The sequence below is a fragment of the Pseudoalteromonas sp. P1-30 genome, assembly GCF_001400005.1.
Lineage (GTDB): Bacteria > Pseudomonadota > Gammaproteobacteria > Enterobacterales > Alteromonadaceae > Pseudoalteromonas > Pseudoalteromonas atlantica.
In genome coordinates this window covers 147,458-162,422 of the sequence record NZ_LKBC01000007.1, presented here as the reverse complement: position 1 = coordinate 162,422, position 14,965 = coordinate 147,458, and the positions used below count along the sequence as shown (strand labels likewise).

General features: G+C 43.0%; 10 protein-coding genes. 1 reads left to right on the top strand and 9 read right to left on the bottom strand.

Going from position 1 to position 14,965, the window contains the following annotated elements:
- Positions 1-58: 58 nt before the first annotated feature.
- From AN395_RS12765 to AN395_RS12735, 7 genes are all read right to left on the bottom strand, one after another.
- Positions 59-772 (bottom strand): DUF1499 domain-containing protein, encoded by a 714-nt coding sequence (locus tag AN395_RS12765; RefSeq protein ID WP_054983227.1) that lies wholly within the window; start codon positions 770-772, stop codon positions 59-61.
- Positions 773-1,028: 256 nt separating this feature from the next.
- On the bottom strand, positions 1,029-2,369 hold the full coding sequence (locus tag AN395_RS12760) for a DUF1501 domain-containing protein (RefSeq protein WP_054983226.1): 1,341 nt from the start codon (positions 2,367-2,369) through the stop codon (positions 1,029-1,031).
- A 9-nt stretch (positions 2,370-2,378) separates the two neighbouring features.
- Positions 2,379-4,286 carry a DUF1800 family protein gene (locus AN395_RS12755; RefSeq protein ID WP_054983225.1) on the bottom strand — a complete coding sequence of 636 codons (1,908 nt, stop codon included), beginning with the start codon at positions 4,284-4,286 and terminating at the stop codon, positions 2,379-2,381.
- A 110-nt stretch (positions 4,287-4,396) separates the two neighbouring features.
- Positions 4,397-5,437 carry a sterol desaturase family protein gene (locus tag AN395_RS12750; protein WP_095206658.1) on the bottom strand — a complete coding sequence of 347 codons (1,041 nt, stop codon included), beginning with the start codon at positions 5,435-5,437 and terminating at the stop codon, positions 4,397-4,399.
- Between the two features lie 10 nt (positions 5,438-5,447).
- Positions 5,448-7,682: a TonB-dependent receptor domain-containing protein gene (locus AN395_RS12745; protein ID WP_054983224.1), complete on the bottom strand. Its 2,235-nt coding sequence runs from the start codon at positions 7,680-7,682 to the stop codon at positions 5,448-5,450.
- An 8-nt stretch (positions 7,683-7,690) separates the two neighbouring features.
- Positions 7,691-8,965 carry an imelysin family protein gene (locus tag AN395_RS12740; RefSeq protein WP_054983223.1) on the bottom strand — a complete coding sequence of 425 codons (1,275 nt, stop codon included), beginning with the start codon at positions 8,963-8,965 and terminating at the stop codon, positions 7,691-7,693.
- 85 nt (positions 8,966-9,050) lie between these two features.
- Entirely contained in the window at positions 9,051-10,778 is a 1,728-nt protein-coding gene (locus AN395_RS12735; RefSeq protein WP_054983222.1) for a DUF4856 domain-containing protein, read from the bottom strand.
- Between the two features lie 876 nt (positions 10,779-11,654).
- Here AN395_RS12735 and AN395_RS12730 point away from each other — a divergent pair.
- Positions 11,655-11,870 carry a hypothetical protein gene (locus AN395_RS12730; RefSeq protein ID WP_004587424.1) on the top strand — a complete coding sequence of 72 codons (216 nt, stop codon included), beginning with the start codon at positions 11,655-11,657 and terminating at the stop codon, positions 11,868-11,870.
- An 82-nt stretch (positions 11,871-11,952) separates the two neighbouring features.
- Here the strand turns inward: AN395_RS12730 and AN395_RS12725 are convergent, their stop codons facing one another.
- On the bottom strand, positions 11,953-12,417 hold the full coding sequence (locus AN395_RS12725; protein ID WP_054983221.1) for a nuclear transport factor 2 family protein: 465 nt from the start codon (positions 12,415-12,417) through the stop codon (positions 11,953-11,955).
- Positions 12,418-12,511: 94 nt separating this feature from the next.
- On the bottom strand, positions 12,512-14,938 hold the full coding sequence (hrpB, locus tag AN395_RS12720; protein ID WP_054983220.1) for an ATP-dependent helicase HrpB: 2,427 nt from the start codon (positions 14,936-14,938) through the stop codon (positions 12,512-12,514).
- Positions 14,939-14,965 lie beyond the last annotated feature (27 nt).

Below are 14,965 nucleotides of genomic sequence, written 5' to 3'. Positions count from 1 at the left end.
ACTTTCGCACCAAGTCTTTCATTAAAACCGTCAACCTATTTCAGGACGGGACAGTTGGTTACTTATCCAGTAACGTATTTATCTCATCAATGAGTGAATGTATACGTTCAGCATTTTTTCCTAAATCGCTTCGCCCCACGCGTGACTTACTGCGTATATCGACAAAGCGCTGGCTGCCTTCATCATTGATACGCACAACTACATCGTCTTTAAAACCAAACCATGTGGTGGTATCCGTTGCTTCTACAATGCCCGTAGCCGCATTAACATTAACAAGCTCAAACCCTAAATTTTTAACCACTTGCTCGGTAGCAGCCAATAAGTCTGTTTTTGATTGTGCATAATTTAATGTTTTTAGCTCAGGGTAAGCTTTGCGTTGCTGCGTGGCTGTTTCTTCTCCTGCGTATTCAGCTGGGTTTTTAGCATCCGCTCGCAGCGGTACAATTGCCACAAATTTTGGCGGGTTAATTAAATCGGTCGAAATATCATGGATCGCGGGTACGCTTTTAGCCTTGCTCATCATGCTCAGTGGCATTGCAATCGCGATGGCTGCAAACACCAACGCCATTAAAGTGCTGCCCATGCTAAGCGTTTTACGCATAAAAATAACCTGTATAATAAGCAGCACTAATGCAGCGCCACCCACATACACACCAAATCTAAACCCTGCAAACGCAGTACTTAGTTCAACAACCCCATACTTATATAAAGGCCCTGGCAGTAAAACGAGTAAAAAAGCGATTAAACTTACTAAGCTCACTAAAATTTTCATTATTATGATTCCTTTATCATGTGTGATCTTTAATTTTAAGTATTTGAAACCAGTACATTATACTGCCAAGCACTGGGTTTAGATTACAATTAACAGCTCGCGCCCCTGTATAGTGATACTTAAGTGCTTTAAATAATAAGCTTTGTTCAAAAACCTTAAAATAAGCTAATTAAAACAACTAAATAACGAATTTTTATTATCAAGCAGCGGCGCTTTAACCTTAAACTAACGAACCTAGGCTGGCGTGTCAGTATCATTACACAAAAAAGTCTAAGGTCGCGCTGTTAAAGTTACTTAAATTTGGAAAAATATCAACCAGCTCCGAAACTGGCACGCCAAACCACTGCGCTAACGTTGCAAAGTATTGCTCGTTAGCCACTTGCGGAATTAACCGCCCGCCACCGGTATCGTATTCGCCCTCTAATTGCTGAGTAAGTAACTGGCCATAAATAGAACGTCCTTTTACCGCGCCGCCCATTACTATTTGATTACCCGCCCAGCCATGGTCGGTGCCATCGCCGTTTGAGGTGAGCGTGCGGCCAAAGTCAGACATAGTAAACGTGATGACTTTATCATTCATGTTTAGCTCTTTCATGGCACTGTTAAACTCGCTGAGCCCTTGAGCTAGCGTATTTAATAACGCAGGGTGCGCAGTAAGCTGATCATCGTGGGTGTCAAATCCCCCCATAGAGACAAAAAATACTTGGCGCTGTGTACTTAACGACGACTGCACACTAATAGCTTTGGCCACCGCGGCTAATTGCTCACTCAAGCTAGTATCGCTAAAGGTGGTAGTAAGCGCTGGGGCTTGTTCAAGCGCACTGTTCATCGTTTGCGTGTTGGTAATTGCGCTATTTAAGCCATTCGCATATTCACGCCCTAGTACATGGCTTGCATTGCCTAACAAGCGGTTCATTATGTTAGTAACGTGCTCAGTGCGGGGCTGATAGCCACCAAAGGCGTTAATTGTGCTTATGCCACTTTTGTTAAGCGCAAAGGCACTGGTATTTGTGCCTGTTTGCCATAAATTAGTGCCATCGAGAGAGATATTTGCCGCAAACTGATCCTCTACAGCTAATCGCTCTAGCATACGTGCGCCCCACCCACTGTTTAAAGAGGCTTTTTCTCGGCCGTACATCCATGACGCTTGCTGATCGTTATGCGAAAATAAATGCTTAGGTAAAGGCACCGCATTATTTTTGTAATCTGTTAATGTGGTGGGGGTAAGTAAAGTGCCTACGCCAGCAACAAAGGCTAAATCATCCGACTCAAACACGCTCTGTAATGGCGCAAGTGAGGGATGAATACCCACGCCACCTGCAAACTGCTGAGAAACACTTAACGCTAGCGGATTGTCTACTGCGAGGTTTTGCCGGCTTTGCTCGTATAAACTACGCTGCTCTCCCTCAAGGGGTAGCAACATATTAAGTGAGTCGTTTCCGCCATATAAAAATACACACACTAGGGCTTTATAATCACCGAGTTCTATTGCATCAGTTGCCCCCGTTAACGCTTGTAGCTGCAAACTGGTTAAAGCGGCTGCCGATACCCCGCCTTTTAAACATAATGACAAAAAGTCTCTTCTATTTAAGCTCATTATGCGCTCCTAATACTGCACGTTAAATTCAGGTGAAATAGCAATCATGTATAACAAGTACGAAACCCTCACGCGGTACTGATCCTCATCAAAATAGGCATCTAAATCAAGTAAAGCTTGTGTAGTGTCAGCGCTCATATTGCCGGCAAAATACAGGGTATTATATTGCTCTATCAGTGCGCTAATGCCATTTTGCGCCAAGTAATCCATATCGCTTTGTACATAAACATAAATTCCTGCAGGGTTTAACTCGGTATGCGCTTCGGCTGTACTCCAAACCAAACTTGCAAATAAGGCATTCATTGTGCCTATTAAAGTCGCATCGTTGGCTATTTGTAATTCGGGGGCGAGAAGCCCTTGGGAGCGCAAAGTCGCACTTTGGTAATCAGGTCTGAAAAAATTAAATACAGAGCCCGACTGCATGGGGCCTTGCCCGTAGCTATCGACTAAGTTCCACGTTTTATAATAACCTTGCTGCGACTTCGCGTTAAGGTTTCGCCAAAACTGCACAGTTTTTAAAAGTGGTTCTTTAATTTTACCTTGATAGCTAAGTACACTGCCAAAATGGCGTGCTTCGCCATCTAAATAAATAGCTTTAACAACTGCGGCTAAATCGCCTCGCACACCACTTCCATTATCGTTAAATACACGTGCAACGCGCTCTACATATTGCGCAGTAGGGTTTGAGGTAATTAACCGCTGAATAAGCTGCTTAGAAATAAACGGTGCAACGTTGTCGTGATTAAATAAATTATCGAGGGCTATTTTTAGCGACTCCTCTGGGCCATAACCAGGCGGTATAACCTCATTATTTAATAGAACTTTTTCTTTATCCGAATGGTATTCGCTGTAAGCTTGCATAGGGTTTATATAATCGCGGCTTTTGCGTTTAAAGGTTTCGCTGCCGGCAAGTGTCCAGCCTGTAAATACACGCGCAAACCCCTGTATTTGAGCCTGTCCGTAAGTTGCTATGCTATTACCGTTTGCATCTAGCTTAGCGGTGCCATCAAGGTTTAACTCATCTAGGCCAATGGTAAATAATTGCATAACCTCACGGGCGTAATTTTCATCTGGGCGAATATTAAGTGCTTCATCAGCTTTTTCGTTCCCTAAATGGCTTAGGTACGTGCCCATAATTGGCGAAAGCGTTACCTCTTCGAGTAACTCTCTAAAATTGCCAAACGCATGTTTGAGCAATAAATCGTAGTAAGTGATCATGCCCTCTGGTTGTGCTCGCAAATCGCTATTTTCATCCGATACGACCAATATTTCACTCAGTGCAAATGCAACGCGTTGGCGTAGTTGATCGTCACTTTGTAGCACCGCTTTCCACCATGCATCTATTCGGCTTATATATTTAAAGTCTTCGTCATCTTCAAGTTTTACCAAGTAGTTTCGATGGTAGCTAACTGGCAGTGCTATTTGGTCATCGAGCCATTGTTGCTCACTTAAACCTTGAGCACTGTTTATTTCAGCAAGCGTTGGGCCCATGCTAGCTTGGTGTAATAACCTAGCGGCGCTGTGTATGTCCATGCTGTTTTTGGCTACAAATGTAACGGTTTGAGTGTTTGTTGCCCCTTCATTATCGGTGGCTGTTACGCTAAATGAATACGTTATAGGCTCATAACTTTGCGCAGCGGGTATAGTAAGGCGGGTACTTAACGCATCTAATGGTTCATTCAATAACGTGGTGCCCGCAGTTTGTTGCCAAACCACACTGCTTATTGTACCGTCTTCATCGCTTGCTGTTGCAATTAGCTCAATGGTTTGGCCTTTAGTTAATTCGCTGGGTATGTTGGCAATCGATAAGGTAGGAATTTTATTTGAATTAACGGTGGGCGTGTCATCGCCGCCTGAGCCACCACAGGCGCTTAGCAATAAAGCACAACTTGCTAATAAAACTGATTTGTAATGCATGTTAAATCGTCATCGTAAATTAAAGAAGGTACGCGTGTATGTACCGAGTTTGATACGATTATTGAAACACAAAATTTACAATTTAACCTTTTATTTTTTGTAACCGAGCGCTATTTAACTGTTTTGTCGTTAATATTAACCTCAATAATGGGCTTTTTTTTATTAAAAACGTTCACCTTATTAGCGGCTTTAGCCACACGTTGCCAAGGCGTTTGTAGGTTCTCGTAAATTGGCCGCCAATACGCATCCATTACACTGTTGTGCCCCCGGTCGTTATTGCCAACCCCCACGGTAATTTTACCTACTTGATGCGCTTTTATCAGCGTGCCACAGGCTCTATCCCAAATGGCTAACGCTGAGCCTAGGTTACGGTCAAAATGTTTTGGGTTATCGCTGTGATGAATTTGGTGCTGAGCTGGGCTAATTAACCAATTTTCTATTTTTTTACCAAAGCTCCACCACACATGTGAGTGGCGTAAATTAGCGCCTAAAGCATTAAAGGCAAATACAAATACATTAGCCCCCAAAATATCTAACATTGATAAATTTCGGCCAAAGCAATACACACAAACGCCCACTACAAAACCTTGGGCTAACGCCATTCGACAGGCATATAAATAGCTTTCAAACGGGTGGCTGCGATAAATGGTCATTGGGGTGAGCACTAACGCACTATGATGTACCTTATGAAAATGCCACAAAAACGGCACTTTATGCAGTGCTAAATGTAATAAAAACCGTGTTAAATCATCAAATATAAACAATAAAACGGTAAAAATAATTAACACCACAGTACTTGGCAGCTGCCATACTGCGCGTTCACCAAAAAGCCATTGCAGGGCATCACTTACACCAATAGCAACAGGCACCATAGTTAACACTATAGGCACCCACAGCGCGGCTTTAAGTAAGCGGTTTATAATTAATAATTGGTAGTCGAGCTTGGCACTTTTACTCAGCCAAATACGCTTACTAAATAAATAGCGCCCCAGCCCACGCCACGTGCGCTTTTTTTGCTGCGCACGGCCCGAAAAATACAGCAACATAGCAATCACTAACGCCGCAATGCTATAGCCAATAAAAATACGTTTATTGGCATCAAACAAATAATTTGGCGTTTGAAGAAGCGTTTGCCATATAGTCTCGAGCATAACTTACCTCTTAAAATTGATATTTGTAACCCACGGCTACGCTACGCGGTTTACCCGGGCGCGCGCCATATGGGCGACGACTAACAATGTTATCTTGGTCAAACAGATTATCTACCTTAGCGTAAATATGCCCATATTGATCAAGCTCGTAGCGCGCAGCAATATCTAGTACTGTTGTAGCGGGTACCTCGACACCTGCCAACGGTAATGAAAAATCATTCCCTGTGGTGTTACCAAGCTCGCCAGCGGTATAAGCTACGCCAGCGGCCTCTGGCATTTCTGAGGTGTATTTTATTAATACATCAACCGACCAATCGTTATGTGCAAGGCCTAAGCTCAGCGCAGCTTGATGGTTAGGCAAGTACGGTAAATGATCGCCCGGGCGAATATGTCCCCACTGCGTAAATTCGCTAAATAGCTCTTCTTTAAACTCACTTTGCGTGTAGGTATAAGTTAAGCGTACCGGCACATCAATGTGCTTATTTAATGCGTAAGTGTGTGCAAATTGAGACTCAACGCCCCATACATCCACTTCCCCACCACTAAATTCGCGGTCAATTTCGTTTTCGATTCCACAATTTGACTGGCCACAGCTTTCTACTAAGTTTGAATAATCATTAAAAAAGCTCACTACTTCCACTTGGCTGTTACCGTTGTTGTAACGGCCACCAAATTCATAGTTTACGCTTTTTTCAAACTCTTCATCTCCTTCACGTACAGGGCTAGATGGGCTTGAGGGCACAAATCCTTGGTGTACACCAAAAAGTAACCCTGCATTGGCCGATAATTGGTAAAAGCCACTTAACCCAGGTAACCAAATACGGCTCGATTTATCTTGCCAATCGTTTGCTTGTCCAGGGGCGTCATTTTGATACGACATATCCATTAACTCGCCGCGCACGCCTAAACCAAGAGTTAGCTTATCGAAGGTTACTTTGTCTTCAATATATAACGACCACGCATCGGTAGATTCGGTATTTTGTGTGGTAAATACACTCGCGGTGTCTGTACGGGTGTTAACCGCGTTAACCATGGCGTATGTGTCTTCAAAATGATCGCGCTCTATTTCATCTTGATGAAAACGCACCCCGAATGAGAGTGAGTGCTCTAGCCCAAACGCAGCGACTTGCCAATCACCATCAAACTGTATGCCCTGCGAGAAAAAGGCTCTGTCGTTCGTTCCCATGGTTAAAAATACATTGCTTTCACCACTTTGAACCGAATCGGCTTGGCCACTAATAACGCTGTATTCACGCTCAAAGCGTGTTGGGTCTGCCAAAATATCCGACAAACTACCACTGCTGTTAGTAACCGCGTTGAGTTTAAGCCACGCACGTTCAAAATCGTTGCGATAGGCGCGGGTTGTAAGGGCAAAATTGTCGCTGCTAAGCTGGTGGGTAAACATCACTTGCGTGTGCTTAGTGTCCATATTTGCAGGGCCGCTGGCGGCATAACGGCGATACGGTGTTTGCTGGTAATCTCCTTCGGTTAACCCAAGGTAGGTTTCGTTAGAAAGCTCATCTGAATAGGCCAGCTTTAACTCAAAGCGTTGTTTATACTGCTCGCTATTAAGTGTGTAATCTAATTTAACTAATAAATCGTCTTTTTCAAAGCCTGTGTCTTGCCCACCATCAAGCTCTTTAAAACCGTCACTTTCTAGGTGAACGCCTTCAACTAAAAAGCCAAACTGCCCTTGGCGATTACCATAATACGCGTGCGCTTTTTTATAGCCATCGGAGCCTGCTGAAATATCAAGCATACCGCTGGCATCATCAGGCACTTGGCGCGACACTAAATTAAGCGTACCCGCCACCGTTTGCGGGCCATAATGTATGGCTGCTGGGCCTTTAAACACTTCAACTGCGGTCATGCGTGTAGTAAGCGGAAAATAATAAGCCGCCGGTGCCGAATACGGCGCAGGGCCAATTAAAACACCGTCTTCTAAAATGGTTATTTTTTTACTACGTTCAGGGGTTACGCCCCTAAAACCAATGTTAGGCCTTAGCCCAAAGCCATCTTCTTCGCGTATGTTTACCCCAGGCACCTGCGATAAAATACGATGAATATCATCAAACTCAAATTGTTCCAGTTGCGCTTCGCCAATTAAAGTTGCCGAGCCTGCTTCGGTGCGCAATTTATCGTTATGGCTAATAATTTGAATATGTTCTAATTCGTTTTTTTGCTCTGCCACTGCTTGGCAACTTACGGCCATAAGCAATGCAATTGTAAGTTTATTGTATTTCATTGTCGCCCTTAGTCGTTATCGCCTGCAGAGGTGGTAGGTAGCTCAAGTGCTAGCTCATTAATAAAGTCATTTTTTAGCTCATCGGTCAGCACTTTCACTTGCCCATGTACATCACGCACCTGTTGCTCGTTATCAATTAGCAAATCGGCCAGCGAGCTATCTATGCTATTTAAAGTGGCTTTAAGGGCTGCTATTCCTTCAACTAAACGTGTTTTAGTAGCCTGTGCTTGCTCTGCATCTAAAAAGTCATCAAAGCCAGTGCCTGCTTGCTCAGCGTCTAAGTTACCCATAATTAACGCTTCAAACGCCGCTAAGTTATTACGAATATTATCTAAAGAGCTTTTCGCATCTAGGCTTTCTACATCTTCAGGGCACGCCGATGCGCCACACGAATTTGAAAAAATACCAATCGGCTCTGCTAATTTTTTATCTTTTACTATTGTGTCGATATAAAACAGTGCATCGCTAATATGATTAAGCGCTTCATGAGTTGTGCTAAAGCGAGAGCCACTTTGGCCGGTATTTTTTAATTCGTTAGCAAAACCGCTATCCCCTTGCCAAGCTTGTAATAACTGCGCTGACGAACTTAAAACATCTTCACTTGCCACCACAGCAAACTCACAACGAGCCTGACGACGCGCTAAATCTGTGCGGTTATTCCAATCTGCAAGGGCATCATTTGCCACACTACAGTGATGCGCTAATTGCTCGTTAAACAACACATGCCCAATTGCAAATAAGCCACGGCGTGTTGCTGTTCTTTCGCTAATGGCATACGGGCGATTTTGATCTTGGTTAATAACACCGTCTTGGTTATACACCACGTCTTGGTCTATCCCACAGCGGCTAAAAGTAGGCCATGAATATATTTGGTTACGTAACTGCCCTGCGTTATCAAGAAGCGGCCCCATTTGCATCATTTCGGCTTGTTGCCAACCCGCCATGGTATCCAGCCAGGCTTGTTGTGCTTGAGCACGCAGCGCAATGGCCTCTTCTGAGCTTTCTTGTACGCTTTGTATTTCAGCTTGGCAGTAATTTGCAACGGCCTGTGTTTGTGTTTGTGCTTGTTGATTAAACAAAACAAACGTAGGTGTTATTACATTATCGACTAAGTTAGTAACGAGTTGTGCTTCATCAAACTCTGTAACCGCAGGCGTAGTAGTTTGCCCGCTATCACTACTTTGAAAATCACTACCTGTGCTACTTGAGCTACTTTCACCACACCCACTAAGGGTTAATACAGTAGCTGCAACCACAACCCCTTTTTTTGCATAATTGATCATTATTTCAACCCTAAAAACTTTGAAAATTAAACGGCAAAAGGCCAGCCCGTGGGCTGACCTTCCTTGGAGCTAAAACGGGTGGTTATTACCAGTTTTCAACGTTTTGAGCATCAAAGCCGTAAACTTCCTGCATCAAATCACGTGCCTCTACTAACTGCGCTTTGTATGCATCTGTTAGCAGTGGCGCTTCACCGAGTAATGTATGTAGCTCGGCAAATTTACCTGCGTTATCGTCGCTGTAAAAAGGTGAAAATGGGTTAAATTGAAAGTTCAGTGCAAAGCCTTTCATTTCACTAAAGTGTTTAGCTAAATTAGCAAAATCGTCAGCACTTGCCTCTGTACCTTGTACTGTATCAATGTCGGCTAATGTGTCGTTGATGTAATGTACAACGGTGGCTGCAATTGCGTTTTCCCAATTGGCTACAGCAATATCACGTTGTGCTAGTAACTGCGTTTTTTGATCATCAGTTAATGTACTTGGTGCAGCATCGTTAATAATTTTACGACCCGCAATAAACGCCGTCATTGCTGCGCTGCTAAAGTCAGTTGCTACTACCGCGCCTTTATCACGTTTAGCTGCGTTGGTAGAGTTACCCCAGTTGTATTCACTCGCTAAGTCAATTTTGCCATCGCCATCAATATCAGCGCTTGCGCTACCATCAGAAATAGCCTCGTCGCTAAATTCTAAATAATGACGAGCAGCGCCAAAGTAACCAAAACCTTCATCGTATTGATGCTCTAAAGTACTGTAAGTGCCATCGGCTGCTGCATCGGTGTTATCTTCATCAAGCCCTTCGTCTAGGTAATCGTCAGTGCCTTGCGAGAACATTAACGCACCTAGCGTGTGCTTTTGAATAAGCTGGTTTAAATCAAGGCCACTTGTTGTGATGTATGCCGCAGTAATGTCATTACCGTTTACATCCTCAGATTGTGTACCGCTTGCAATTGCATCTACATTAGCGGCAAGTAAATCAAAGTAATGAAAAATAAGCCCTTCTGGCGTTTTTGCTTGAGTGCCGAAGTCGCTCCAGCCTTCAAATGTGCCTTCTGTTAGCCAATCTTCTTCCATTTTAGACGCATCGTTACCGGCAATTTTACCTGTTAAGGTTTTGCCTGAATTCGAAATTTCTGCAAACGACTGTTGCAATGTAGTTGCGCCATCAATAAACAAAAAGCTGTTATCTTTTACGGCTTCGTAATCGCTCCAATAAGCCATTAACTGCGCTTTAACGGCATCGCCCGTTAAGCCTTCGCTTTCAATGTAATCAACACTTAATAAGCTTATGTAAGCTTTAATTTGCGCCGAAAGTGCATGGCGAGCCACTTGGCCTGTGTAACTTACCGCAGAATTACTAGCATTAACTGTTGAGGCAAATTCGTAAACGTTTACGCCTTCTTGCGCTTCAATATCAGTTACAGATACGCTCAGTGTTTGTGTAAAACTTAAATCGCCAGCATCGGTTGCAGTGACTGTTACATCAATTGTTTCTACTTGCTCAGCATTAAGCGCTAACGTGCTTTTAAGCGTTAGCTCATTGCTGTCATTAATTTCAAAATACTGTTCATCATCAGAAAGTGTAAATACCATGCCTGTTGCATCGTCATCGGTTGCACTTAAAGTACCGACTACTGCGCCTACTACATCTTCTGTTACAGCCGCTGTAGATAAGCTAATAGCGGTAGGTGCCGAATTAGTCACTGTTGGAGTGGTTGGTGTTTCGGTGCTATCGCTGGAGCTTGAGCCGCCACACGCAGTTAAACCCATAGTTGCAGTAATTACTGCACTAGCAAGGAGAGATTTACGCAAATTCATGTTGAATCCTAATATTGTATGTGAATCATTCTTATTTGTAATAGCGACTATTCTAATTACAAATACCTAACAATCAACCTAAATGTTTCTTTTTTGTTTTATTTTTAAAATAGTTTTAGTTTTTAGAACAAAGGGAGATCGGCAAAAATACTTTTTAACATAGCTAAACTGTGCGTAAATTGCTTAGCAAAACATTCGCTGTACAAAGCTAATCTACTTATTAAAGTAATTTACTATCAAAAACTTATAACAATGCTTGGTTTGTACTAGATAAGTATTTTTAGAAAGGAACACTGCGCCTTAAAGCAAAGTGCGAACATTACGTAAAAATAAAATCACATTAACTTTTTAGATATAAAAGCTATTTGTAATAATTATTATTTATTTTAAAAACGCATCACTTATAGCGTTTAAGTGTGGTTTTTTGCTTCACTTACTGTTTTAGAGGCTTATATCGGCGTATTGATTAAAGGTATACTAGGGCGTGTTGACCTTGGTGGATAGAAATTTGTTCAATCTAGGGGCGATTAAAACGCGGCATGTGGTTTGTAACTTGGTAGGCTCGATAACGGCTTCTGCGTTATTTTAATGACTTACATCCATGTAAGAATAAGCAAAACCCAATAAACAAGAGCTTATCACCCTAGAAAGAACCAAATGGGCAGCCCATGTTTGGCTTTTATGCTGCGTTATCGCCTATTTATGGGGAATAACCAAGTTTCATAGGCTCTGCCTTGCCTAAAAACCAAACATACGGCTGAAAATTCAACCATTAAAAATCAACACGCCCAAGAGAATATGAGAGGTGGTAATGCATTAAATAGTGTAATTTTACTACTCACTTTTAGCTAAGCCATACAATAACAGAGCCTTTTTATGAAAACAGAAATTCGCTACCGCTTTGAAACCTCGCAAGTTGCTAACCGCTTTGTGCATGTACTAAAAGATTGGCCCGTAAACCAAGTTAAAACTCGCCTATTTAATGGCGGCGACAGTGTAAAAGTCACTTACGAGTATGATGAAAGCGGGTTTGATTACACCTCTGCCGAGCTAGATGATTTAGCAGAGCAGCACGGTGGTAAAGAAGTTTAAACACATAACAACAAAAAGCTATTACAGCCCAATTAGCCATTAACTTTGCTTTAATGGCTAGCGCGTTTTATCACTTTACGTTTTATTCGTGATATTTACGGATCATCGCCACTTTACCGTTTTCAACTTCTATTACTTCCATCATTACTGATGTGTACTCGATTGGCTGCTTACTTTGCGGATGAATGCCCTTAGCGTGGTTTTTATAACGAATCGCAAAGCCGCTATCGTTAAATACAAAGGTATTAAGCAGCTCGCTTTCGTATAAGGTGTGCGCGCCTAAATAAAAACGCATGCCCTTACGCATTAGTTTTTTACCCTCTGCAGTGCGAGAGTCATCTACTTGATACGGTATGTGCTGGCTGCCTACATCGTCTGTTAATAAATTAAGGTAGGCTTCAAGCTCTTTTTCACTTGCGTTAGGCGCTTGCGTGGCGGTCATTGTTTTGTAGTAATGCTGTGCAAATTTGTTTAAGTCCAGTGCCTTTTCAGCATTAACCGAAAAGGTACTCACTAATAGCAAAGCTAATGTAAATAGTCGTTTCATCACTTCTTCCTTGTAGTTAAAAGTATTGATTTATTTATAGGTACACTATATTCACATGTTCAAAAATAAAACAAATATTTTTAAGTTAATAAACCTACATTTTGCTTTTTACTCTATTGGTTGCCACGCTGTTGGCTGGATCGTCGGGCCAAAAATGCTTGGGGTAACGTCCTTTCATTTCTTTTTGTACATCGCGATAACTACTAGCCCAAAAGTGCGCAAGATCTTGCGTAAGCTGTAATGAACGCTTACCTGGCGAGAGTAATTCAATAAGCAGCGGCAGTTTGCCATTTGCAAGCATTGGCGTACTTGTTAAACCATACACTTCTTGCATGCGCACGCTAAGTTTTGCGGGGCCATCTAGCTGGTAATTAATTTTTATATTTGAGCCACTCGGTACCGTTAACCTAAGCGGTAACAGTGTTTTTAGGGCTGTTTGCTGTGTCCAGTCAAAACAATTTTGCAGTGCTTCAAAGTAATTAAACTTTTTAAGCTGCTCCAGCGTTTTTATATCCTGTAAATATACGCCTAACCAATCATCAGCTGTTTCGATAAGTTGCTGCTCGCTTATTGCCGGGAACGTATCTGGCATAAACTGACTGGCTAAACTCATGCGTATTAATAATTGCTGCGCATCGGGTTGTTCATTAAATAATGCAAAGCCGTGTTTGGTAAATAAATTAAGCCACGCTTTGGCGCGCTCGGTTTTATCAAGCTTTTGCTTACTTGGTTGGCTTGTAAGCGTAATAGCGCCGAGCTTTACTTCGTCTTGATGGATAAAGCGCGCGGTTTTTTCATCAAACTCACAGCGGGTAAGCGTAGTAAACAAATGCGGTAAGTAATCTTGTAGCTCAAATGGGCTAAGTGCGGTGGCGGCAAAAATACGCGTGCCTTTATGGCCGCCCATACTTGCAATAGCAAGGTAGTCATCGTTATGCCAGTAATCGGTGTTTAAATCAGCGCCCGCCCCATTGGCAAGTAAGTAGCCATTGCCGCGTTTTTTTGCAATGCGATCGGGGTAAGCTAATGCCACCAGCAAACCTAAATACTCGGTGTTTAGCTCGCTGTTACTGTCGGTTACTTTTAAACGGCTTTGCCAGTATTTTAACTGCTGTTTAAATACTGGGTGTGGCCTTTGTTGTTGGCTATGTAGCGCCAAGCTTAGCTCGTTGGCGCTGTTTATTCGGCTCTCAAGCAGCGCCACTAAATAAAGTGCTAAGCGATAAATACCAGGGAGTTCTGCCTCAAGCGCTTGCGCTTTTAAAAGCATATGCGCTAAGCGAATATCCGCCCCAAAACCCAGCATGTTGCTGCCCAATTTGGTTAACTTACCTTTAGAGTCGATGGCTTCAAGCATGGTTAGTAAGCTTGCCGCTTGCGTGCATTGCTGCGCTGTTGGCGTATCAAGCAAGGTGAGTTCGCTGATATTTGCGCCCCACTGTTTTGCCTCCAGCATAAGTTGGCTTATGTCTGAGGTGAGTATTTCGGGGCTATCGTGGCTATTGCGTCGCTCAAAGGTTTGCTTTGAGCCAAGCCTGTAAACAACACCGGGTTCTATTCGCCCTGCACGCCCTGCTCGCTGCACAGCAGAGGAGCGCGATATACTTTGTGTTGTAAGCTCAGTTACGCCTGTTTTTAAGTTATAGCTCGCTGCGCGGCGTTTGCCGCTATCAATAACAATGCGAATGCCTTCAATGGTTAAACTGGTTTCGGCTACATTGGTGGTAAGCACAATTTTGCGCATACCTTTAGGCGCAGGGGCAATCGCCGCTTGCTGATTGGCTTTATCTTGCTCGCCAAATAATGTGGCAACTAAGCAGTTACTTGGTAAATCATTAAGGGCCTGTTCTACGCGTACTATTTCAAATTGCCCAGGCAAAAACACCAGCGCACTGCCGCTTTGCTCGTTAAGTGCTTGTTTTATTAAAGAGGGAATAGCATCAAGCCAGCGGCTTTCATCTTTTATTGGTATATATACTTCGTCTATGGGGTAACTACGCCCGCTTGATTGTATAACCGGGCAATCAAAAAACTGCGTATAGCGCTCAGTATCAAGGGTGGCCGACATAAGTAGTATGGTTAAATCGTCGCGCAGCGCACTTTGGGTCTCTAAAGCAAAGGCCAGTGAGGTGTCGGCCGCAATTGAGCGTTCATGAAATTCATCAAATATCAGTAAATCTATATCGCTTAATTCGGGGTCGTTTTGTAGCATGCGGGTAAGCATGCCCTCGGTGACTATTTCAAGGCGCGTATTACTACTTACTTTGCTTTCACCACGTACTCGCAAACCAACACTCTGCCCCACTTTTTCGTTTTGGCACTGTGCTAAGTAATTGGCAATATTACGTGCTGCTAAGCGGCGCGGCTCAAGCATTACAATACGTTTAAAATGGCCGTCGCGCATAAGCTGTAGCGGTAACCAGGTTGATTTACCCGCACCAGGCGGTGCTTGTAATAACGTTATGGGGTTACTTTGTAATGTAGTTAGAAGTTGTTGATATATGTTTTGAACCGGCAGCACTGCTATTTACCCAAAATTGCTTTGTAG

Excerpts from the sequence above, each read along its gene's own strand:
- AN395_RS12735 (WP_054983222.1), bottom strand. The coding sequence starts at position 10,778 with ATGAATTTGCGTAAATCTCTCCTTGCTAGTGCAGTAATTACTGCAACT.
- AN395_RS12725 (WP_054983221.1), bottom strand. The coding sequence starts at position 12,417 with ATGAAACGACTATTTACATTAGCTTTGCTATTAGTGAGTACCTTTTCG.
- AN395_RS12765 (WP_054983227.1), bottom strand. The coding sequence starts at position 772 with ATGAAAATTTTAGTGAGCTTAGTAAGTTTAATCGCTTTTTTACTCGTT.
- AN395_RS12740 (WP_054983223.1), bottom strand. The coding sequence starts at position 8,965 with ATGATCAATTATGCAAAAAAAGGGGTTGTGGTTGCAGCTACTGTATTA.
- AN395_RS12750 (WP_095206658.1), bottom strand. The coding sequence starts at position 5,437 with ATGCTCGAGACTATATGGCAAACGCTTCTTCAAACGCCAAATTATTTG.
- AN395_RS12755 (WP_054983225.1), bottom strand. The coding sequence starts at position 4,286 with ATGCATTACAAATCAGTTTTATTAGCAAGTTGTGCTTTATTGCTAAGC.
- AN395_RS12745 (WP_054983224.1), bottom strand. The coding sequence starts at position 7,682 with ATGAAATACAATAAACTTACAATTGCATTGCTTATGGCCGTAAGTTGC.
- AN395_RS12760 (WP_054983226.1), bottom strand. The coding sequence starts at position 2,369 with ATGAGCTTAAATAGAAGAGACTTTTTGTCATTATGTTTAAAAGGCGGG.
- AN395_RS12730 (WP_004587424.1), top strand. The coding sequence starts at position 11,655 with ATGAAAACAGAAATTCGCTACCGCTTTGAAACCTCGCAAGTTGCTAAC.